The organism is Bradyrhizobium sp. AZCC 1588 (assembly GCF_036924735.1).
In the GTDB taxonomy this organism is placed as follows: Bacteria; Pseudomonadota; Alphaproteobacteria; order Rhizobiales; family Xanthobacteraceae; genus Bradyrhizobium.
Genome location: NZ_JAZHSC010000001.1, coordinates 3,639,078 through 3,659,092 on the forward strand (window position 1 = coordinate 3,639,078; position 20,015 = coordinate 3,659,092).

Genomic DNA, 20,015 nt, shown 5'->3' on the forward strand with positions numbered 1-20,015 from the left:
CATACAAGCAAGGTGCGCCGTTCCTATCGGCCTAGATTAGATCAGCTTCAGTCCCCTGAAGCTCGCGTGCCCGTTCTTGCCGACGATGATGTGGTCGTGCACGGAAATGCCGAGCGGGGTCGCGATCTGGATGATCGCTTTGGTCATGTGGATATCGGCCTGCGACGGCGTCGGATCGCCGGAAGGGTGGTTGTGCACGAGGATCAGTGCGGTCGCCGACAGTTCAAGCGCCCGCTTGATCACCTCGCGCGGATAGACCGGGGTATGGTCGACGGTGCCGGTCTGCTGCACCTCGTCGGCGATCAGTTGATTGCGCTTGTCGAGGAACAGCAGGCGGAACTGCTCCTTGTCGGCAAACGCCATCCCGCTCCGGCAATACTCGATCACGTCGTTCCAGGACGAGAGCGCAATCTTGCGCTTGATCTCACCCTTCGCGACCCGGCTCGCCGCCGCGGCGAGCAGCTTGATCTGGTTGATCGAGGCCTCGCCGATGCCGTCGACCTCGCGCAGGCGTGCCACCGGCGCGTGAATGACCTCGGCAAACGAGCCGAATTTTTTCAACAGCGCTTTCGCCAGTGGCTTGGTGTCGCGCCGGGGCAGGGCCGGAAACAGCGCCATCTCCAGCAGCTCGTAGTCGCTCAGCGCCTCCGGTCCGGCGCCGTAAAACCGCTCGCGCAGCCGCTCGCGATGGCCGTGATAGTGCGGCGTCTCTGTGGATTGATCCGGGGGATTGCTGGTCTTGGTGGGCATCGGCCGTAACCATGCCGCGCCTGCGAGCTTTTGCAACTCTAAAGTGCGACAGCATCTGAAGAAAGGGCGCCGCACACATAGCGCGGCGCCTTCGCTTCTTACCTGCGATCAGGCCTTCACGGCCGCGAATGCGTAGCCGTTGCCGTCCTTTGTTAGCGTGCCGACATTCGGGAAGCCGAAGTAATAGCCGGCGATCATGCCCTTTTCCGCGATGACGCGGTCGAAGAACGCGCGCCGCGTGGCTTCCCCCTTCGGCCCGTCGGCGTCGAAGGACGAGAACCAGCCGGGATTGCGCACGAACAACTGGTGCATCCCGGTGACGTCGCTCTGGATGAACAACTGCTGCCCGCCCGAAGCGACCAGGAACGACATGTGGCCGACGGTGTGGCCGGGCGTGGCAATCGCCTTGACGCCGGGCGCGAGGTCGGCTCCGTCACTGTACTGCTTGATGTTCTTCCAGGTCGGGAAAGTTGCCTGGATTCGCTTGACGAGGGGCCGCATATTCTCGGGCATCTTCTCGACCAGCGCCGGATCGGTCCAGAACTTGTACTCCACCTCGGGCATCAGGATTTCCGCATTCGGGAAAACCTGCGCGTTGGTTTCTTTCACCCACAGCCCGGAAATGTGGTCGGGATGGAAATGCGAGATCACGACCGTTGAAACCGTCGCCGGATCAAGGCCAGCCGCCTTCATGTTGTCGGCGAGCTTGCCCACTGTCGCAGGGCCATTGCCGCCAAAACCGGTGTCGAACAGCACGACCTTGCCGCCAGTCCGGATCGCGGTGACAGTGAAGGGATTGTCGAACTTGTCCGGGTTGATGCTGGCAGCCGTCAGCGCCTTCTTGATGTCCTCAAGCGAGGCGTTCTTGATCATTCCCTCAGTGGCGGCGCGCTCGACACTGCCCTCATGCAGGCTGAAGGCCTCGATCTCGCCGACCTTGTATTTGAGGCTATCAGCGGCGCGCTGCGCATGCGCCGCGCCGATGAAAGAAACCGGTCCCTTGAGGCCGAAAACGAGTGCTGCCCCCGTGCTCCCGAGGACCAGATCGCGACGTGAAATCTCGAACATTGCGCTTGCTCCCTTGGTTGATCCCCAGCCCGCCAGAGGCTCTCGCTGCCGGAAGGCGCCCCGTGCCGAGTCCTACACCGGCGCGCCCGGCCTATTCCGCAAAGGTTAGGATTAGTTGACTGGCGGCAGGAAGGCGATGTCGTATTGAGAACGACTTGCAACAGGCCGCTTTGGCAGCAAGCAGTCGCGTCGTTCATCGCAACCAAAAAGTTGAGCCGACTGCGTTCGATGTAGCCGGATTGGGGCGAAGCGGAGTTTAGGCGGCCGCCAGCGGCTTCTCGCCGTTGCGCTCTGACAGCGTGAAGATCTCGACGCCGGTCGCGGTCACGCCGACCGAATGTTCGAATTGCGCCGAAAGCGAGCGGTCACGCGTCACCGCGGTCCAGCCGTCGGACAGGATTTTTACATGCGGCTTGCCGAGATTGATCATCGGCTCGATGGTGAAGAACATGCCGGGCTTGAGCATCACGCCTTCACCAGGCCGGCCGATATGGATGATGTTGGGCTCGTCGTGGAACATGCGCCCGAGGCCATGGCCGCAGAAATCGCGCACCACGCTCATGCCCTGCGGCTCGACAAAACTCTGGATGGCATGGCCGATGTCGCCGGTGGTGGCGCCGGGCTTCACCGCGGCGATGCCGCGCATCATTGCCTCATAGGTGACTTCGATCAGCCGCTCGGCCTTGCGGGCGATCGGAGCAATCACATACATCCGGCTGGAATCGCCATACCAGCCGTCGACGATGAAGGTGACGTCGATATTGACGATGTCGCCTTCCTTCAGCGCGCGGTCGCCCGGCATGCCGTGGCAGACCACGTGATTGATCGAGGTACAGGTCGAGTAGCGGTAACCGCGATACATCAGCGTCGCCGGATAGGCGCCATGGCTGAAGGCGAAGTCGCGGACGAATTCGTCGATCCGCGACGTCGGAACGCCCGCCTTGACGACGTCGGTGAGCTCGTCGAGGCATTTGGCCACCAGCGCGCCGGCCTTGCGCATGCCGGCGAAGCCGCTGGCGCCATGCAGCTTGATCTGGCCGGTTTTTCGCAAGGAGGTGTCGGTGGCTTCGATATAGCTCATGGGCGGGTCATACTTCTGGAACGGAAAAAGGGCTGATTTTGAATGCCTAATTTAATGATCCAACCGGTCAGTGCAAGCCGAGGTTGGGCCACGGCGCGGCTTTAAAAGGCTTGCATCTAGCCGGAAACTTCCACCACGGGCTCGACCGGCAGCGCGCCGCCGCGGACCCGGATTTCGCGGACCGGATAGGGAACACGGATCCCCTCCCGCTTGAACGCATCCCACAGCGCCAGCATCACGTCGCTTTTGACGTTGTCGAGTCCGTCAGGATCGGGCAGCCAGAAGGTCAGGGAGAACTTCATGCCGGCCTCGGCGAATTCGGTCAGGATGCAGTTCGGAGGCTTGTTCTTGATGGCGCGCGGCACGGCGCCGGCGATGTCGATGGCCAGCTTGCACACCGCTCGCGGATCGGCGTCGTAATTGGTGCTGAACAGCACCTTCACCAGCGTGTTCTTGTCGGTATAGGTCCAGTTCACGACCTTCTGCGTCACCAGATCCTCGTTCGGGATCAGGAACTCGCGGCCGTCGCCGGCGGCAACCGAGATGTAGCGCGTCTTCATCGTGCTGATGCGCCCGGTGTTGTCGCCAATGGTGACGAGATCGCCCGGCTTCACCGACTTGTCGACCAGGAGGATGATGCCGCTGATGAAGTTGGCGACGATCTTCTGCAGGCCGAGGCCGATACCGACGCCGGCCGCGCCGGTGAACACCGCGAGCGCCGCGAGGTTGATGCCGACCGCGCTCAGGGCAACTGCGATGGCAAATACCATCAGCGTGAACCGGACGATCTTGACCAGCAGCACCTGGATCGACGGCGTCAGATCGCCGGACCGGGTGATGCGCCCTTCCACGAAATTGCTGGCGATGTTGGTCAGCCACAGCGCCACGATCAGGAGCGCGCCGAGCTTGATAAGGAGCAGCGGCGTCAACCTGAGATCGCCGAGCACGATCGAGACCGAGTCGAGCGCCTCGACCACCGGCTCGAGCTGGCCCAGGACGCTCAGGGCCACGACCAGCCAGGCCGAGATCGACACCAGCCGGACCACGAAGGTATTGCGGATCACCGAGGTAACGAGGTTGATGACCAGCCACGCGAAGGCGAGCTTGGCGGCAACCGCGAGCAGATAGCTACGGCTCGGCCAGGTCGACGCGATCATGACCCCGCGCGCCAGCGTCATCAGAAGGGCGAACACCGCCGTCGACGTGCTGCCGACCAGCACGCGGACGAACAGCCGGAACGGCGCCGGCCAGCCCATCGCAACCGACGAAACGTCTATCCTGGAGCGCACGGCGGTCGCGCCGGCCCAGGCGATGCCTGCGGCCGTCAGGATCAGCCCCAGTTGCAGATAGAACCAGGGCGAGGTGACCTCCGCGCCGACCGAACGCGCGGCGTTGTGCAGGATCTCGATGATCTCTTTCAGGTCCATCGGAAATTCTCGTTCGAGGCTCTGGCCCCATCAGACAAAGGTGATTCGCGAATAGCAGGCAGATTCTCACAGGCGACGTGCGGATGCCATCGATACGCCGCAACGGGGCAAGGTCAGGCCGGTAAATCGGGCACATTGCCGCGATCGCATAAATGGGTTGGCGATCAAGTGTGGCAACGATAAGGATGCAATTGCAAGTATTTGCGACGATATCGGAGGTTCATGACTTCTCTCGACTCGGTCAGCATCGCCATCTTTCTGGGCGCCATTCTGGTGATGGCGGGCATCCTGTCGAGCCTGCTTGCGTTGCGCTTCGGGGCGCCGCTGCTGCTGGTGTTCCTCCTGATCGGCATGCTGGCGGGGGATGCCGGGCCGGGCCAGCTCAGCTTCGATGATGTCCGCACCACCTATCTGGTCGGCTCGGTGGCGCTGGCGCTGATCCTGTTCGACGGCGGCTTGCGAACCAAGTTTCAGAGCATTCGCACGGTGCTTGCCCCATCGATGGTGCTGGCGACAGTTGGCGTGCTGCTCACCGCGCTGATATCAGCGCCCGTGGCCAAATATGCGCTCGACCTGAACTGGACCGAGTCGCTGCTGGTCGGCGCGGTGGTGGCGTCGACCGATGCTGCCGCGGTGTTTCTGCTCGTCCACACCCAGGGCCTGCGCCTGCGTCCCCGTGTGGGGGCGACGCTGGAAGCGGAATCCGGCACCAACGATCCGTTCGCGATCTTCCTCACCTTGATGCTGGTCGAATTCATCTCCATCGGTCAAAGCTCACCCGGACATGTCGCATTCGAACTCGCGCGCGAAGGTCTGCTCGGTGCCATCTTCGGCGTGGTCGGCGGTCGTCTGGTGGTGCTGGCGCTCAATCACATGGCGCTGCCGCAGGGCTTGCATGCGCCCTTCGTCACGACCGCTGCATTGGTGGTTTTCGGTGTAGCGCAGATTGCACACGCGTCGGGCTTTCTCGCGGTCTATCTCGCGGGAATCATCGTCGGCAACCGGCCGACGCGCGCCCATAATTCGGTGGTGACGTTTCTCGATGCCGCGACCTGGCTGGCGCAGATCGTGATGTTCGTCCTGCTCGGGCTGCTGGCGTCGCCGCAGCGCCTGCTGGATAGCGTCGGTCCGGCCGTGATCGTGGCGCTGGTGCTGATGCTGGTGGCGCGGCCGATCGCGGTGTTGCTGTGCCTGGTACCGTTCCGATTCAACTGGCGGGAAAAGATCTTCATCGCCTGGACCGGCCTGCGCGGCGCGGTCGCGATCTTCCTCGCCTCGATCCCGATGCTGGTCGGATTGCCAAAGGCCTATCTCTATTTCGACGTCGCTTTTGTCGTGGTCATCATCTCGCTCTTGCTGCAGGGCTGGACACTGGCGCCGGCGGCGCGATGGCTGCACGTGGCGCTGCCGCGCATCGAACGCGGTCCGCGGCGCGTCGAGCTCGATCTGCCCGGGCAGCTCGAGCAGCAACTGGTCGGCTACCCTGTGCGGGCGAAGAGCCTGTATTTCCGTCGTGGCCTTACGCCATCCTGGTCGAAGCCGACGCTCGTGATCCGCGACGAGCGGATTCTCTCGCCCGCCGAGGCCGATCCGATCGAAGCCGGCGACTACGTCTATCTGCTGGCGCCGCCGGAAAAGGCCGAGGCGCTGGACCGTTTCTTTGTCGATATGCCGCCGAGCACGGCGCCCGACCCGCATCTGCTCGGGGATTTCATGGTGTCGGGCGAGCACACGCTGGGTGAACTGGCGGAGGTCTATGGCGTCGCCATCAGTGACGATCAGGGCAAGCTGACGTTATCGGATTATTTCGATATCCATCTCGACCACACGCCGAAAGCAGGCGCGGAGCTGGTATTGGATCCCATCGTCCTTGTCGCACGCAATATCAGCGGCGGCCGCGTCAACGTGGTTGGCCTGCGGCTGCCGGAAGACGAGGAGAAGGTCTTGCCCCTGACAAGCTGGCAGGCCTTCAAGCGCAAGCTTGCGGAGGTCTGGTCGTCGGTGGCAGGCGTTTGATCGCCGCAGCCTTCCTTGGCTGTGGTCCGTCACAGGGCGCGCCGTTTGGATTCGACGCGGGGCGCGTTGCGCCGCAGTTACTCCTCCAGCGTAAACCCGACCCGCAAGGTGACCTGGTAATGGCGAACCGATCCATTTTCGATATGGCCTCTGGTCTGCACGACCTCGAACCATTTCAATTCGCGAATGGTCTTTGATGCGCGGGTGATGGCGTTCTGAATGGCATCCTCGATGCTTTTTTCGGACGATCCGGCGAGATCCAGGATCTTGTAAACGTGATCCGTCGTTCCAGCGGTACTGGGCATTGCAAACCTCCGTTGCGGCGATTGGTGCCTGCTTCCTCCTGTTCAACGTTCTGATGCGATCAGGAGCGTGTCTATTCTGAACGAGTTCTCAAGCTCTTCAGTTCCGTCGAAAGCCGTCGGCTAATAGGCGATTCAGCGAACAAAAAAGGCCCCAGCCGTCGGCTGAGGCCTTCCCGTCAAGTGCTATGCACCCTCAATAGATGTAGGGAGCGCAGACGTACACGGTGCGCGGACCATACTTGGTAAAGATGGTCTTGTAGCAGCTTCCGCCGACATAGAACGACGTTCCAAAGTGGCGATGGCCCCAGTGACCATGCCCATGATGTCCATGATGACCGTGGCCGTGATGACCATGTCCATGATGACCGTGACCGTGGCCATGATGGCCACCATGCTTGCCGCCGGCGGACGCCGGTGCGACCGCAGCCGCGGTCATGGCAACGGCGGCGACGGCAGCGAGGGTAATCTTGCGAAACATTTACATTCTCCAATCCAGGCGTGATTGCCTGCTATGCCTGTGAGACGAGCCGCGTACGGAGAAAGTTCGAGGGATTTTTATGAACGCGCGTTCAGGTGTGACCTGCAGCACGCAGCAAGCGTTCAGTGGCACCCGCCTTTGCTCGTGCGGTCAGGAAGGGCGATCCTGCGCAGGTCTGATGCAATATCCGCAGTTGAGGAACGAACCGAGTATCATTAGCCTGCGGGGCAAGGCCGCTTCACGCCCGCACGGTGGAAACGCAGGAGAGACACAACAATGTCCGGACCCTCTGACGACCAGCTCGGCTTTGCACCCGATTATGATTCTCCCGTTCCCTATATGCAGCGGACCCGCGACTACTACGCGGCGATCGGCTACACCACGCCCTACCGCTGGGCGCATTATGTCGACGCGCCGTTCCAGTCGCTGAAAAAGCCGCTCGCGCAATCGCGCGTCACCATCGTCACCACGGCCGCCCAGTATGATCCCACCAAGGGCGATCAGGGACCGGGCGCGGCCTACAACGGCAGCGCCAAGTTCTACCAGGTCTATGACGGCGACACCTCGAAAGAGCACGATTTGCGCATCTCGCATATCGGCTACGACCGCAAGCACACCACGGCAACCGACAGCGGCACCTGGTTTCCGCTGCCGCAGCTTCTGAAAGCCGCCGCCGCGGGACGGATCGGCGAGGTTGCGCCGCGCTTCTTCGGGGCGCCGACCAATCGCAGTCACCGCGTCACCATCGACGTCAATGCGCCCGACATTCTCGCCCGCTGCCTTGCCGACAAGGTCGATGCCGCCGTGATCGTGCCGAACTGCCCGGTCTGCCATCAGACTTCTGCTCTGGTGGCTCGCCACCTCGAAGCCAACGGCATCGCCACCGTGGTGATGGGCTGCGCCAAGGATATTGTCGAATACGCGGCCGCGCCGCGCTTCCTGTTTTCGGACTTCCCGCTCGGCAATTCCGCCGGCAGGCCGCATGATTTGGAGTCGCAGGCGCTCACGCTCGAGCTGGCGCTGCGGCTGCTCGAGTCCGCGGCCGGCGCGCGCACCACGATGCAGTCACCGCTGCGCTGGAGCGAGGATGCTTCCTGGAAGCTCGACTACAACAACATCTCGCAGATGAGCCCGGAAGAACTGGCGCGCCGCCGCGCCGAGTTCGACAAGCAGAAGGAAATCGCGCGCGGCAACCGGGCGGCGTGACCCCGTCACCCTCCCCTGGAGGGGGAGGGTCGGCTCACATGGAGCGCAGCGAAATGTGAGACGGGGTGGGGTGATCTCTCCACTCGGGCACTGTTGGACGTGGAGAGACCGTCACCCCACCCCGCCGCTGCGCGGCGACCCTCCCCCTCCAGGGGAGGGTGGACTTCACGGCCATCTCTCTCACAAGGGGAGAAGAAGCAGGAGGATACCCCTTTGACCCGACCGTTCGAAGGCGTGAAGATTCTCGACTTCACGCAAGTGCTGGCTGGCCCCTATGCGAGTTACCAGCTCGCGCTGCTCGGGGCCGACGTCATCAAGGTGGAGCGACGCGAGGGCGAGGATATGCGCCGCACGCCGCTGAGCCGCGAATGGGCCGAACGCGGGCTCGCGCCGGGCTGGCAGGCGATCAACGGCAACAAGCGCAGCCTGACACTCGACCTCTCGAGGCCGGAAGCGATCACCATCGCCAAGCAACTCGCCGCCCAGGCCGACGTGGTGATGGAGAATTTCCGCCCGGGCGTGATGGACAAGCTCGGCATCGGCTATGCCGCGCTGTCTGAGATCAACCCGCGGCTGATCTATTGCGCCATTTCCGGCTTCGGCCAGACCGGGCCGGAACGACTGGGAGCCGGCTATGACGGCAAGATCCAGGCGCTATCCGGCATCATGTCGATCACCGGCCATCCCGAGACCGGGCCGACGCGGGCGGGCTTTGCGGTCTGCGACGTGCTGTCGGGAGCGACCGCAGCCTTTGGCGTGTCGAGCGCGCTGTTCCAGCGCACCCATACCGGCAAGGGTCAGATGGTCGACGTCTCCATGCTGGAGGCGACGCTGGCGTTTCTGTCCGGGCAGGTTGCGGACTATTCGGTCGCCGGCCACCGCCAGCAGCTTTCCGGCAATCAGGCCGTGAGCCGAAGGCCCACCGCCAACCTGTTCAAGGCTGGCGACGGCTATCTTCTGCTGGCCGTCAACAGCGAGAAGCAATACCGCGCCTTGATGACCGCGCTTGGCCGCGCCGATGCGCTCGAGGATTCCCGCTTTGCTGACTGGTTTGCCCGTCAGGAAAACGAGCCGGCGCAGCGGGCCATCATCGAGGAGGCGCTGTCCAAGAAGGACCCGCGCGAGTGGGAAAAGCTCCTGGAAGCCGCAGGCGCGCCCTGTGCCAGCATCTGGAAGATCGAGGAGGTGATCGACCACCCGCAGATCGCCGCGCGCGGCGCCATTCAGGAGATCGATACGCCCTATGGCCGCCTGCGCTTTGCCGGCAGCGGCTTTCAGCTCGCCCATGGCGGCGGACGGCTAGACCGCATGGCGCCCGCGCTTGGCGCCCACACCGACGAGGTGCTGGCCTCGCTCGGCTATGACACGAAGGCGATCGCGGAACTGCGCGCGCGCGAAATCGTCTAGCGGTAGCCGGGGCAGGGGCGCCCTTAGACCTGTCCCGTTTTGAGCATGCCCGCGCATGGCGACCCTGCACCAAGCCGCTTTGAGCGGCCGGGCTTACCGTCTAAAAGACGCCTTTCCCGATCCAAGAAGGATAGATCATGCCCGCCTATCGTTCCCGAACCACGACCCACGGCCGCAACATGGCGGGCGCCCGCGGCCTCTGGCGCGCCACCGGCATGAAGAACGAAGACTTTGGCAAGCCGATCATTGCGGTGGTCAATTCCTTCACCCAGTTCGTGCCCGGCCACGTGCACCTGAAGGACCTCGGCCAGCTCGTCGCGCGCGAAATCGAGAAGGCGGGCGGCGTCGCCAAGGAGTTCAACACCATCGCGGTCGACGACGGCATCGCGATGGGCCATGACGGCATGCTCTACAGCCTGCCGTCGCGCGAAATCATCGCCGACAGCGTCGAGTACATGGTCAACGCGCATTGCGCCGACGCGATGGTCTGCATCTCCAACTGCGACAAGATCACGCCCGGCATGCTGATGGCGGCGCTGCGGATCAACATCCCGACTGTGTTCGTCTCCGGCGGTCCGATGGAATCCGGCAAGGTCAACCTCAAGGGCAAGATCCGCGCGGTCGATCTGATCGATGCCATGGTCGCAGCCGCCGACAGCAATGTCAGCGATGCGGACGTGGAAGTGATCGAGCGCTCGGCGTGTCCGACCTGCGGATCGTGCTCGGGCATGTTTACGGCCAATTCCATGAACTGCCTCACCGAGGCGCTTGGCTTGGCGCTGCCGGGTAACGGGTCGGTGCTGGCGACGCATGCCGACCGCAGGGGATTGTTCGTAGAGGCTGGCCACCTGATCGTCGACCTGGCGCGGCGCTATTACGAGCAGGATGACGAAACTGCATTGCCGCGGACGATCGCCAACTTCAAGGCGTTCGAGAACGCGATGACGCTCGACATCGCCATGGGCGGCTCGACCAACACGGTGCTGCATCTGCTGGCGGCGGCTTACGAAGGCAAGGTGCCGTTCACGATGCAGGATATCGATCGGCTGTCGCGTCGGGTGCCGGTGCTGTGCAAGGTCGCGCCTTCGGTCGCCGACGTGCATCTGGAAGACGTGCACCGTGCCGGTGGCATCATGGCCATCCTCGGCGAACTCGACCGCGCCGGGCTGCTCAACCGCGGCCTGCCGATGGTTCACTCTAAGACGCTGGAAGACGCGCTCGGCCGCTGGGATATCAAGCAGACCAGGAGCGAAAGCGTCCGCAAGTTCTTCACGGCGGCGCCGGGCAATGTGCCGACGCAGGTCGCCTTCAGTCAGGAGCGCCGGTTCGAGGAGCTCGATACCGACCGCGCCACGGGCTGCATCCGCGACGCCGCGCATGCCTTTTCCAAGGACGGTGGCCTCGCGGTGCTCTCGGGCAATCTCGCGCTCGACGGCTGTATCGTGAAGACCGCGGGCGTCGACGAGAGCATTTTGAAGTTCGAAGGACCGGCGCGGATTTTTGAAAGCCAGGATGCCGCGGTCGAAGGTATTTTGGGTGGCAAGATCAAGGCCGGCGACGTCGTCGTGGTCCGCTATGAGGGACCCCGCGGCGGACCCGGCATGCAGGAGATGCTGTATCCGACCAGCTATCTGAAATCGAAGGGCCTCGGAAAGGTCTGCGCGCTGATCACCGATGGCCGGTTCTCCGGCGGCTCCTCGGGCCTGTCGATCGGACACATTTCGCCGGAAGCGGCTGAAGGCGGTCTGATCGGCCTCGTGGAAGACGGCGATCTGATCAAGATCGACATCCCCGCGCGCTCGATCAGCCTCGTGGTGGATGACGCCACGCTGGCGAAGCGCCGCGAAGCCATGCTGGCCCGCGGGGCGGATGCCTGGAAGCCGGCCAAGAAGCGCAGCCGCAACGTGACGACGGCGCTGAAGGCCTATGCCGCGCTGACGACAAGCGCCGCCCGCGGTGCGGTGCGGATTGTGCCGGAGTGAGATTCTAGCCATCGATTGTAGGATGGGTGGAGCGCAGCGATACCCATCAATTCCGGTTTTCATGGCGATGGGTATCGCTGCGCTCCACCCATCCTACAAAACCCTCGCTGCCTACGTCAGCACCTTGACGCCGCCGAGCGCGGTGACGCGGCCGCGCTTGAGCATCACGATCTGTGTCGCGAGCTGGCGCAGCTCGGCCGCGTCGTGGCTGACATAGACCATGGGGATGCCTTCGTCGCGCAGCCGCACCAGGTAGGGCAGGATTTCCTCCTTGCGGCCTTCGTCGAGCGATCCCAGAGGCTCGTCCAGCAACAACAGCCGCGGCTTCGATAACAGCGCACGGCCGAGCGCGACGCGCTGGCGCTCGCCGCCGGAGAGTTTTCCGGGACGGCGATCGAGCAGATGGCCGATATCGAGCAGGTCGGTGATGCGCGCGAATTGCGCGGGATCCGCCGCGAGACGGTTCATGCGCCGGCCGTAGTCGAGGTTTTGCCGCACGTCGAGATGCGGAAGCAGCCGGGCGTCCTGAAACACGTAGCCGATCCGGCGCCGGTGCGGCGGCACGTGGAGGCCTGCGGACGTATCATCGAGCGTCTCATCGTCGAGTGCAATGATGCCGCGATCGGGCCGCAACAGCCCTGCGATCATGTTGATCAGCGAGGTCTTGCCGGCGCCGGACGCGCCGAACAGGCCGGTGACGCGGCCTTGGCTCTCGAAGGAAGCCTCAAGCGAGAATTCGCCGAGCTGCTTGGTGACGTCAACGCGCAGCATGGATCAATTCCCGTGCAGGCGCTGCGTTGCGCGCCGCGCGAACCATTCGGACGCGATCAGCGCGCCCATCGCGATCACGATCGAAATCAGCACGAGCCGTCCCGCCGCGGCATCGCCGTCCGGCGTCTGGATCAGCGAATAGATCGCCGACGAAATGGTCTGGGTTTCGCCGGGGATGTTGGAGACGAAGGTGATGGTGGCGCCAAACTCGCCGATTGCCTTGGCAAAGCCGAGCACCATGCCGGCGAGTACGCCCGGCAGCGCCAGCGGCAGGGTTACCGTCGCAAACACCTGCCACGGCGCTGCGCCCAGCGTGCCTGCTGCCTGTTCGAGGCGACGGTCGACCGCCTCGATCGAGAGCCGGATCGGCCGCACCAGCAGCGGAAACGACATGATGCCGCAGGCAAGCGCGGCGCCGGTCCAGCGAAACGCGAACACGATGCCAAGGTTGTCGGCGAGCCACGCCCCGACCAGGCCACGGCGGCCGAAAGTCAGCAGCAACAAATATCCGGTGGCGACCGGTGGCAGCACCAGCGGCAAATGGACCAGGGCGTCGAGGACCGACTTGCCCCAGAACTCACGCCGCGCCAGCAGCCATGCCAACGCGATGCCGAACGGCGTCGCCACCAGTGTTGCCATGATGGCCACCCGCAGCGACAGCAGGATGGCGGTCCATTCGGCGGGCGAGATCTCGAACATCAGGTTGACGGGCTGACGAGGAATTTGAAGCCGTATTTTTCAAAAATGGTCTTCGCCGCGGTCGAGCGCAGGAAGGCGAGGTAGTCTGAGGCTTCCGGCTTCGCGGTTATCGTCGCCGCGACCGGATAGATGATCGCGGGATGGGAATCGGCCGGAAAGGTGCCGACGATTTTGACGCCGGGCTCGGCCTTGGCGTCGGTGGAATAGACAATGCCGAGCGCGGCCTCGCCGCGCGCCACCAGCGTCAGCGCGGCGCGAACGTCGACGGCCATCGCAAATTTCGGCTCGGCGGCCTGCCATGCGCCGAGCTTCTCCAGCGCCGCCTTGGCGTATTTGCCGGCGGGCACGGATTTCACGTCGCCGGTGGCGATCCGGCCGTCGCCGGCGAGTTTTGCAAGATCGAAGCCGGGGCCGATGTTCACATGGTCGATTTTCGAATCCTTCGGTGCGATCAGCACGATGCTGTTGCCGAGCAAATTGACCCGACTCGACTCGTTGATGGTCTTCTTCCCGATTGCGTAGTCCATCCAGTCGGTATCGGCGGAGATGAATATATCGGCCGGTGCGCCCTGTTCGATCTGGCGGGCGAGCGCAGAACTGGCGGCATAGCTGACGGTGATCTTGACGCCCCTCTTCGCGGCATAGGCGGCGTCGATCTCGTCGAGCGCATTCTTCATCGAGGCCGCGGCGAAGATGGTCAGCGATTTTTCCTGCGCGGGGGCGGGCGAGGGGATGGCTGCCAGTGACACGGCGAAGGCCAGGACGAGGCCGGCTAGACGATTCATCGGGCGCTCCATGCATGATTGCGAGCTGCGGTTGCCGCGCGCAAGCCAGGCGTTGGTTGGGTGAGGCGACCATCGGAAGCGCCGTTCCGGTATTCCCCGAAAGACTTGCGGTCGATCGGATATCGCCAGCCCTGACAATAGTCAGGATGGGAAAGGAGGTAAAGGCGGCTGCACCGGCTTGCAAGGTGCAGCCGGGCTGTCAATGGTGATGGTGTCGCTTGTGCCCGCCACCGCCGTAACCCCGCAACTCCGCATATTTGGTCATCTGCGACGGGGTCAAAATGCTGCCGGTCGACAAATGATATTTCAGATGGGTCTCGCGCAGCATTCCTTGCGTGGCGGCAACGGCCGCGGTGGACGCCTTCAGGCTTTCGGGCGTGACGGTGCGGGTGGCAAACTGCTTGTCCAGTTCGGCTTCCTGGTCGATCAGCTTGGCGCCCAGCGGCATCGCTTCGGCCTTCATGGAATCGAACAGGCGCTGCATGCTGGCGCGTTGCTCGGCGGAGAGTTCGAGCTTGTCGGCAAGCTCGAGAACGTGCAACGGCCCCGGATAGCCGTTCAGTTCGGCCGCCAGCGCCAGGCCCATTCCGCGGCCGGCGCCAAGATCGGAAATCTGCTGCTCCGATAGCGCCTTGATCGAGCGCGTTTGCATTCCTGCATAAGGGGTCTGTGCGTGCACGCTCGTGACGAATGCGATCGATGCAATCAGGGGCCAAATCTTCATCGTTGTTCTCCGCTGGGTCTGCTTGACACTTCGTGTTTGGCATCCGGCGCGTTCAGCACCGTCTTGCAGGCGGGCGGCAGCGCCGCCATCGTCATCGGCGGCTTCGGCTTCGGCGGCACTTTCGGCGGTTTCGGATGTAGCACCGCGTCGCTGAACCAGTAGGCGAGGTCGGCAGGCTGGCAGCCTTCGCCCTCGTTCGGATGGGGCTGGCTTTCACATTCGCTGGCGCCGGGCGGGCATTTCATGCGGATGTGGAAATGGTAGTCGTGGCCGTACATCGGCCGCACCTTGTGGAGCCAGTCGCGGTCGCCCTTGGCCTCGCGGCACAGCGCCTTCTTGATCGCGGCATTGACGAAGATGCGCTGCACCGTTGGCTCCTGCGCGGCGGCGCGGATCACGGCAAGATGCGTCGGCGTCCAGGCGTGTGGATCGATATCGAGCCGGTCGTTGCGCACCATCATCACCGCCGACATTTCCTCGCGCTCATTGCGCGACAATTGCCGGTTCGGCATCGGCGTCAGCCAGATGTCGGCATCTAACCCCACCTGATGGCTGGCATGCCCGGTCAACATCGGCCCGCCGCGCGGTTGCGACATGTCGCCGACCAATATGCCGGGCCAGCCAGCATCCCGGCGCGCTCTTGCGGCCAGCCGCTTGACCAGTGCGACCAGGTCGGGATGGCCCCAATAGCGATTGCGCGACAGCCGCATCACCTGCCAGTTATCGCCGTTGATCGGCAGCCCTTCCGCGCCCGAGATGCAGCCATGGGCATAGAACCCGTGCACGCGCGTCGGCATTGCCGTCGGCAGCACCTTGCGGCCGAACAACTCCTTGGCAGCGACGTTGGGATCGTTGGGATTGGCCAGCGGCGGCAGCGGTTTTGGATGGATCGTGCCCTTGTCCTGCGCCCATGCGCTTGCGGCATAGGAGGCGACTAGCAAGGTTATGAGGGGGATCAGAAACAGGCGGGGGTTCATCGGACCAGAGAGTTTCAGGGATCACTCAATTCGCGCAACCGTAGCACGAAATCGGCAACAGGGGAGAGGCGCGGCTAGCACAATTGCGTGGTCCCCACGCCAGCGCAACAATCCGCGCAAACACCCGCATCGGGGTCAACTCACGCGTTCCCTCACTGCAACTCGATGTTGGCGGATTTGATCACCGCGGCCCACCGGTCGATTTCCTCGCGCATGTAAGCGGATGACTTGATCACGACGTGGTACCGGTAGCGCAAGCCGCGGCATCTTCGCTGTGCTGAACGAGGGTTGCACGTGGTCGTATTAACCGCGCGATAACCCTCTCGGTCGCTGACGGACATTTATGCGCACGTTCGGCGTTTCGCGCATTCCTTGTGCATCCGCCGCGCGAGAAGCTGTGCCCGGCGGCCGCGCATCGATTATGCCCCGTGGATCGGCGGTCCGCACCGAGCTTGTACACGCAAAGCGTGTGCGTGGCTTCTTGTCAGGCGGCGTATGAGCGCGCGTGAGGTAGTAGTTTCTGCGACAAGAGATACCTTTTTTTCAGAGACTTATCTGAAAACTTTGCACGCACAGTGCGAGTAGAGCGTGGTAATGCCGAAGAAGCCAAAAGCTGCCAGGAAGCCGAAACAGTCGATTGTCCGTTTTCCTGGCCGGCCCGCAAAGCCCGCTGCGACCCGGGATGGCGGCTTCATCGGACTGCGCGTCGACATCACCGAGTTGAAGCAGCGCGAGGCTTCGTTCCGGCTGCTGTTCGACAGCAATCCGGTTCCGATGATCGTCTGCGCGCTGGGTGACGAACGAATTCTCGCAGTCAACGACGCTGCGATCCAGCACTACGGTTACAGCCGCAGTGAATTCGAGAAGCTCACGATCCGCAACCTGCAGGTCTTCGACGCCGAGCCGCCATGGGCCGGCGAGCACGCCGGCGACGAGCGCGCGGCCCACGCCCGGAAGCATGTCAGGGCCGATGGCGCGCTGATCGATCTGGCGATCTATTCGCGCCAGCTTGTTTACGGCGATCGGCCTGCGGTCCTGCTCGTGCTGATGGACACCACCGAACGCAAGCGCGCCGAGGCGCGGCTGACGTTCATGGCCCAGCATGACGGCCTGACCGGGTTGCCAAACCGTAATTTGCTCCGTCAGCAGATGGACGACATCCTGCTGCGCACTCGCCGCAACGCCGAGAAGGTGGCGGTGCTCGTGCTCGGCCTCGACCATTTCAAGGCGGTCAATGATACGCTCGGCCACGGCATCGGCGACAAGCTGCTGCGCGGCGTCGCCAAGCGATTGCGGTCGATGCTGCGCGAGGATGATGCGCTGGCCCGGCTCGACTCCGACGAATTCGCTGTCATCCAGAGCGGGGTGACGCGACCCGAGGATGCCGTGTTCATGGCGAGGCGTCTATTGGACGCGATCGCCGATCCCTATCTTCTGGACGGGCATTCGGTCGTGATCGGCGCCAGCATCGGCATTGCGATGTCGCCCGGCGATGGTGATGAGTCCGAGAAACTGCTGAAGAACGCCGACCTCGCATTGTCGCGCGCCAAGAACGATTCCCGCGGCACGTTCTCGTTCTTCGAAGCGGGAATGGATGCGCGCGCCCAGACCCGCCGCAAGATCGAAACCGAGCTGCGCGAGGCCGTGCGCACCGATGCGCTACGGCCCTATTACCAGCCGCTGGTCGATCTTGCGAGCGGGCGCATCACCGGCTTCGAAGCGCTGGTGCGTTGGCCGCATCCCGAGCGCGGCATGATCTCGCCGGCCGAATTCATCCCTGTCGCCGAGGAGACCGGGCTCATCAACGCCGTCGGCGGGTTGATGCTGCGCCGCGCCTGCACGGATGCGGCGCAATGGCCCGACGACGTCCGCGTCGCGGTCAATCTGTCGCCGCTGCAGTTCCGCGTCGGCAATCTCTTGTCGCTGGTCGTGGAAACACTGAAGCAGTCCGGCCTGCCGGCGAAGCGCCTGGAGCTCGAGATTACCGAGACGCTGCTATTGGAAAAGAGCAGCGAGGTGCTGGCGACGCTGCATGCGCTGCGCGCGCTCGGCGTTCGCATCTCGATGGACGATTTCGGCACCGGCTATTCCAGCCTGAGTTACCTGCGCAGCTTTCCGTTCGACAAGATCAAGATCGATCAGTCCTTCGTGCGCGACCTCGCCGCCAATCCCGACGCGCAGGCGATCGTGCGTTCGATCATCAGCCTCGGCAAGGGCCTCGGCGTCACGATCACGGCGGAAGGCGTCGAGAGCGAGGCCGAGGTAAATTGCCTGCGCAACGAAGGATGCCACGAGGGGCAGGGCTTCCTGTTCAGTCGCGCTCGGCCCAATGCGGAGATCGTCAGTCTGTTGAAGACGCAAGGCAACTGGAGTGCGCCGGCGGGCGCAGCGCTGGTGGCGTGAGGCTGGCATCGCTTTCACAGCCGTCATTGCGAGCGCAGCGAAGCAATCCATTGGGCCGCAAAGCAAGAGTGGATTGCTTCGCTTCGCTCGCAATGACGGTGGAGGCTACTTCGCCCGTCCCGCCTTCTTCCTCGCATGATACGTCAGCGCCAGCGCCACGCAGTGGCGCAGCGCGGCCTCGGGCAGTTTGTCATCGGCGTCGAGCAGGATGCTGCGGTTGCCGCCGTAGCGCAGTTCCGGATAGAGCTCGCGAAAGGTCTCGACCAGATCGGTCTGGCAGTGGAAATAGACCGCGTAGCGGCCGGCTTCCGCCTTCACCTGATCGATCCGGATCGTGCTGCCGCTCCTGCTCTCGGTCGTGAGATAGCTCGGCTGCCCCCATTTCAGCGTCTCTTCCAGCGGGCCGACGCCTTCCGTGGTCTTTGCAGTATCGAAGATCAGCCGGCGCAGCGCCAGTAATTTTGCCCTGACCGGATTGGGATAGGCCGCGAAGACGGTTTCCGCCACAGCGTTCCGGGTGGCAGCGCTCGGCCGTTTGACGATGCGCTTTGCAGTTTGCTTCCGTACTGCCTTCTTCATTGTGATGTCGGCGTATCCTGCCAGTTTCCATTGGGGAACCTAAAGCAGGATGCGAGCGGGCGGAAGCGAAAACGAAGCGCCATCTCCTTCGCGCGATCTTGCGCGCACCTGATCAGTGTTCCGAGCCAAGTCCCTTGCGTGCCGGCCGCGCCGCCCGCCGCTTCATCGCGTCGTCGGCGGTGCGTCGAGATTGCCCGCGAGGATCGCGCGGCCGGCATCCTCGTAATGGGCGTCACGGCCCTGGATCTGCTGCGCGATCGCGTGCATGTCGCGAAAGCGGCGCTCGAACTTGTTGGCATTGAACACGGCCGTTGCGCCCGTCATGTGATAGGCGGTGTCGACCACGGCGGCCGATTGATGGATGGTCCATGTCGAGGCGATTCGCAGCGCCACGCGGTGGGCTTCGGTGATAACAGCGCCTTGCGACAGGTCACGCCATACATCCGCTGCAGTGGCATAGAGATAGGCGCGGGTGGCGCGCAGTTGTGCCTCGGTGCGCCCGATCAGTCCCTGCACGGCGTTGTTGTCGCGCATCGCCTTTGACGCTTGCGGTGTCTTGCCCCGGGCAAGGTCGATCGCCGCATCGAGCGTGGCGCGGGCGACGCCGAGCGAGGTCGCCGCAAAGCCCATGCCGAAAACCATGTTGGTGGAGAGCCTGTACAGCGGCCCGTTCTCGCGCAGCGCCGCCGGCTCGTCGCGAAGCGCTGCGAACTTTTCCGGGATGAACAGATTGTCGACCGAATAGGAATCGGTGCCGGTGCCGCGCAGGCCGATCACGTCCCAGACGTCGTGCATCGTGGCGCTGGTTACCGGAAACAGGATGGTACGAATCTCCGGCGAACCGTCCGGCTTGCGCCGCGGCGTGCCGTCGGCTTCGACAACCCGGACATGGGCGCCGAGCCAGCTTGCCTGCCGCGAGCCGGACGCAAAATCCCAGCGCGCGCTGGCCTTGTAGCCGCCGGGAACCGCCTGCACTTCGTGGTTGATCGCGCCCCAGGCCAGAATGCCGGGTGCAACGTTGAAGATTTCGTTGGCAGCATCGGGATCGAGATAGGCTGCGGTCATGGCGCAGACGCTGCATTGGCCAAGGCACCATGCGGTCGAGGCGTCGGCCTTGGCGACTTCCTCCTGCATCTGCATGAACGTTTCAAGCGGCACCTCGACGCCGCCAAAACTCTTCGGCAGCAGCGCGCGGTAAAGCCCGTTCTCGATCAGCGCCTGAGTCACTGCTGAAGTCAGGCGGCGGGTCCGCTCGATCTCGTCGGCCTCGCGCGCGATCAGTGGCGCCAGCGCCCGCGCGCGTTCCACGACATCGATGCCGGGCTGCCTGTTCATGCGGTTCCTCGCATTCTCTTTT

At 63.7% G+C, this 20,015-nt stretch carries 18 protein-coding genes; 5 read left to right on the forward strand and 13 right to left on the reverse strand.

Features of this window, described 5'->3' with window-relative positions; all coding sequences use genetic code 11:
* Nucleotides 1–36: 36 nt before the first annotated feature.
* The 4 genes from radC to V1277_RS17065 all read right to left on the reverse strand — a co-directional run bounded on the left by radC (nt 37) and on the right by V1277_RS17065 (nt 4,326).
* The gene (gene radC / locus V1277_RS17050) at nt 37–750 is read right to left on the reverse strand and encodes a RadC family protein (RefSeq protein WP_334417332.1); all 714 of its coding nucleotides are present in this window, start codon (nt 748–750) and stop codon (nt 37–39) included.
* 108 nt (nt 751–858) lie between these two features.
* Nucleotides 859–1,818, reverse strand: coding sequence for an MBL fold metallo-hydrolase (locus tag V1277_RS17055; RefSeq protein WP_334417333.1), 960 nt, complete (start codon nt 1,816–1,818; stop codon nt 859–861).
* Between the two features lie 256 nt (nt 1,819–2,074).
* Nucleotides 2,075–2,899 (reverse strand): type I methionyl aminopeptidase, encoded by an 825-nt coding sequence (gene map / locus V1277_RS17060; protein WP_334417334.1) that lies wholly within the window; start codon nt 2,897–2,899, stop codon nt 2,075–2,077.
* A 116-nt stretch (nt 2,900–3,015) separates the two neighbouring features.
* Entirely contained in the window at nt 3,016–4,326 is a 1,311-nt protein-coding gene (locus V1277_RS17065) for a mechanosensitive ion channel family protein (protein ID WP_334417335.1), read from the reverse strand.
* Nucleotides 4,327–4,548: 222 nt separating this feature from the next.
* On the opposite strand from V1277_RS17065, the gene V1277_RS17070 reads away from it, so the two are divergent.
* Nucleotides 4,549–6,342: a potassium/proton antiporter gene (locus V1277_RS17070; protein WP_334417336.1), complete on the forward strand. Its 1,794-nt coding sequence runs from the start codon at nt 4,549–4,551 to the stop codon at nt 6,340–6,342.
* Between the two features lie 77 nt (nt 6,343–6,419).
* Here the strand turns inward: V1277_RS17070 and V1277_RS17075 are convergent, their stop codons facing one another.
* Together V1277_RS17075 and V1277_RS17080 are read right to left on the reverse strand one after the other, a co-directional pair.
* Entirely contained in the window at nt 6,420–6,647 is a 228-nt protein-coding gene (locus V1277_RS17075) for a dodecin (RefSeq protein ID WP_028350994.1), read from the reverse strand.
* Between the two features lie 193 nt (nt 6,648–6,840).
* Nucleotides 6,841–7,125 carry a hypothetical protein gene (locus V1277_RS17080; RefSeq protein WP_334417337.1) on the reverse strand — a complete coding sequence of 95 codons (285 nt, stop codon included), beginning with the start codon at nt 7,123–7,125 and terminating at the stop codon, nt 6,841–6,843.
* Between the two features lie 276 nt (nt 7,126–7,401).
* On the opposite strand from V1277_RS17080, the gene V1277_RS17085 reads away from it, so the two are divergent.
* The 3 genes from V1277_RS17085 (at nt 7,402) to ilvD (ending at nt 11,720) form a co-directional block, all read left to right on the forward strand.
* Nucleotides 7,402–8,331: a glycine reductase gene (locus V1277_RS17085; RefSeq protein WP_334417338.1), complete on the forward strand. Its 930-nt coding sequence runs from the start codon at nt 7,402–7,404 to the stop codon at nt 8,329–8,331.
* Between the two features lie 213 nt (nt 8,332–8,544).
* Nucleotides 8,545–9,738 (forward strand): CaiB/BaiF CoA transferase family protein, encoded by a 1,194-nt coding sequence (locus V1277_RS17090; protein ID WP_334417339.1) that lies wholly within the window; start codon nt 8,545–8,547, stop codon nt 9,736–9,738.
* A 137-nt stretch (nt 9,739–9,875) separates the two neighbouring features.
* Nucleotides 9,876–11,720, forward strand: coding sequence for a dihydroxy-acid dehydratase (ilvD, locus tag V1277_RS17095; protein ID WP_334417340.1), 1,845 nt, complete (start codon nt 9,876–9,878; stop codon nt 11,718–11,720).
* 111 nt (nt 11,721–11,831) lie between these two features.
* Here ilvD and modC read toward each other — a convergent pair whose 3' ends face one another.
* The 5 genes from modC to mepA all read right to left on the reverse strand — a co-directional run bounded on the left by modC (nt 11,832) and on the right by mepA (nt 15,676).
* Nucleotides 11,832–12,491, reverse strand: coding sequence for a molybdenum ABC transporter ATP-binding protein (modC, locus tag V1277_RS17100; RefSeq protein ID WP_334417341.1), 660 nt, complete (start codon nt 12,489–12,491; stop codon nt 11,832–11,834).
* A gap of 3 nt (nt 12,492–12,494) precedes the next feature.
* The gene (modB, locus tag V1277_RS17105) at nt 12,495–13,190 is read right to left on the reverse strand and encodes a molybdate ABC transporter permease subunit (protein WP_334417342.1); all 696 of its coding nucleotides are present in this window, start codon (nt 13,188–13,190) and stop codon (nt 12,495–12,497) included.
* Complete coding sequence (gene modA, locus V1277_RS17110; protein ID WP_334417343.1) at nt 13,190–13,975, reverse strand: molybdate ABC transporter substrate-binding protein; 786 nt, start codon at nt 13,973–13,975, stop codon at nt 13,190–13,192. The genes modB and modA overlap by 1 nt, the downstream gene beginning before the upstream one ends.
* Before the next feature lie 199 nt (nt 13,976–14,174).
* On the reverse strand, nt 14,175–14,699 hold the full coding sequence (locus V1277_RS17115) for a Spy/CpxP family protein refolding chaperone (protein ID WP_334417344.1): 525 nt from the start codon (nt 14,697–14,699) through the stop codon (nt 14,175–14,177).
* Complete coding sequence (gene mepA, locus V1277_RS17120) at nt 14,696–15,676, reverse strand: penicillin-insensitive murein endopeptidase (protein ID WP_334417345.1); 981 nt, start codon at nt 15,674–15,676, stop codon at nt 14,696–14,698. The genes V1277_RS17115 and mepA overlap by 4 nt, the downstream gene beginning before the upstream one ends.
* Nucleotides 15,677–16,270: 594 nt before the next feature.
* On the opposite strand from mepA, the gene V1277_RS17125 reads away from it, so the two are divergent.
* Nucleotides 16,271–18,079, forward strand: coding sequence for a putative bifunctional diguanylate cyclase/phosphodiesterase (locus V1277_RS17125; protein WP_442894495.1), 1,809 nt, complete (start codon nt 16,271–16,273; stop codon nt 18,077–18,079).
* Nucleotides 18,080–18,184: 105 nt separating this feature from the next.
* Here the strand turns inward: V1277_RS17125 and V1277_RS17130 are convergent, their stop codons facing one another.
* Together V1277_RS17130 and V1277_RS17135 are read right to left on the reverse strand one after the other, a co-directional pair.
* Entirely contained in the window at nt 18,185–18,658 is a 474-nt protein-coding gene (locus V1277_RS17130) for a DUF1801 domain-containing protein (protein WP_334417346.1), read from the reverse strand.
* 162 nt (nt 18,659–18,820) lie between these two features.
* Nucleotides 18,821–19,993, reverse strand: coding sequence for an acyl-CoA dehydrogenase family protein (locus V1277_RS17135; protein WP_334417347.1), 1,173 nt, complete (start codon nt 19,991–19,993; stop codon nt 18,821–18,823).
* Nucleotides 19,994–20,015: the final 22 nt, after the last annotated feature.

Bases quoted from the DNA above. Each gene is read 5' to 3' on its own strand.
- radC (WP_334417332.1), bottom strand. From the start codon at position 750: ATGCCCACCAAGACCAGCAATCCCCCGGATCAATCCACAGAGACGCCG.
- V1277_RS17055 (WP_334417333.1), bottom strand. From the start codon at position 1,818: ATGTTCGAGATTTCACGTCGCGATCTGGTCCTCGGGAGCACGGGGGCA.
- map (WP_334417334.1), bottom strand. From the start codon at position 2,899: ATGAGCTATATCGAAGCCACCGACACCTCCTTGCGAAAAACCGGCCAG.
- V1277_RS17065 (WP_334417335.1), bottom strand. From the start codon at position 4,326: ATGGACCTGAAAGAGATCATCGAGATCCTGCACAACGCCGCGCGTTCG.
- V1277_RS17070 (WP_334417336.1), top strand. From the start codon at position 4,549: ATGACTTCTCTCGACTCGGTCAGCATCGCCATCTTTCTGGGCGCCATT.
- V1277_RS17075 (WP_028350994.1), bottom strand. From the start codon at position 6,647: ATGCCCAGTACCGCTGGAACGACGGATCACGTTTACAAGATCCTGGAT.
- V1277_RS17080 (WP_334417337.1), bottom strand. From the start codon at position 7,125: ATGTTTCGCAAGATTACCCTCGCTGCCGTCGCCGCCGTTGCCATGACC.
- V1277_RS17085 (WP_334417338.1), top strand. From the start codon at position 7,402: ATGTCCGGACCCTCTGACGACCAGCTCGGCTTTGCACCCGATTATGAT.
- ilvD (WP_334417340.1), top strand. From the start codon at position 9,876: ATGCCCGCCTATCGTTCCCGAACCACGACCCACGGCCGCAACATGGCG.
- modC (WP_334417341.1), bottom strand. From the start codon at position 12,491: ATGCTGCGCGTTGACGTCACCAAGCAGCTCGGCGAATTCTCGCTTGAG.
- modB (WP_334417342.1), bottom strand. From the start codon at position 13,190: ATGTTCGAGATCTCGCCCGCCGAATGGACCGCCATCCTGCTGTCGCTG.
- modA (WP_334417343.1), bottom strand. From the start codon at position 13,975: ATGAATCGTCTAGCCGGCCTCGTCCTGGCCTTCGCCGTGTCACTGGCA.
- V1277_RS17115 (WP_334417344.1), bottom strand. From the start codon at position 14,699: ATGAAGATTTGGCCCCTGATTGCATCGATCGCATTCGTCACGAGCGTG.
- mepA (WP_334417345.1), bottom strand. From the start codon at position 15,676: ATGAACCCCCGCCTGTTTCTGATCCCCCTCATAACCTTGCTAGTCGCC.
- V1277_RS17125 (WP_442894495.1), top strand. From the start codon at position 16,271: ATGCCGAAGAAGCCAAAAGCTGCCAGGAAGCCGAAACAGTCGATTGTC.
- V1277_RS17130 (WP_334417346.1), bottom strand. From the start codon at position 18,658: ATGAAGAAGGCAGTACGGAAGCAAACTGCAAAGCGCATCGTCAAACGG.
- V1277_RS17135 (WP_334417347.1), bottom strand. From the start codon at position 19,993: ATGAACAGGCAGCCCGGCATCGATGTCGTGGAACGCGCGCGGGCGCTG.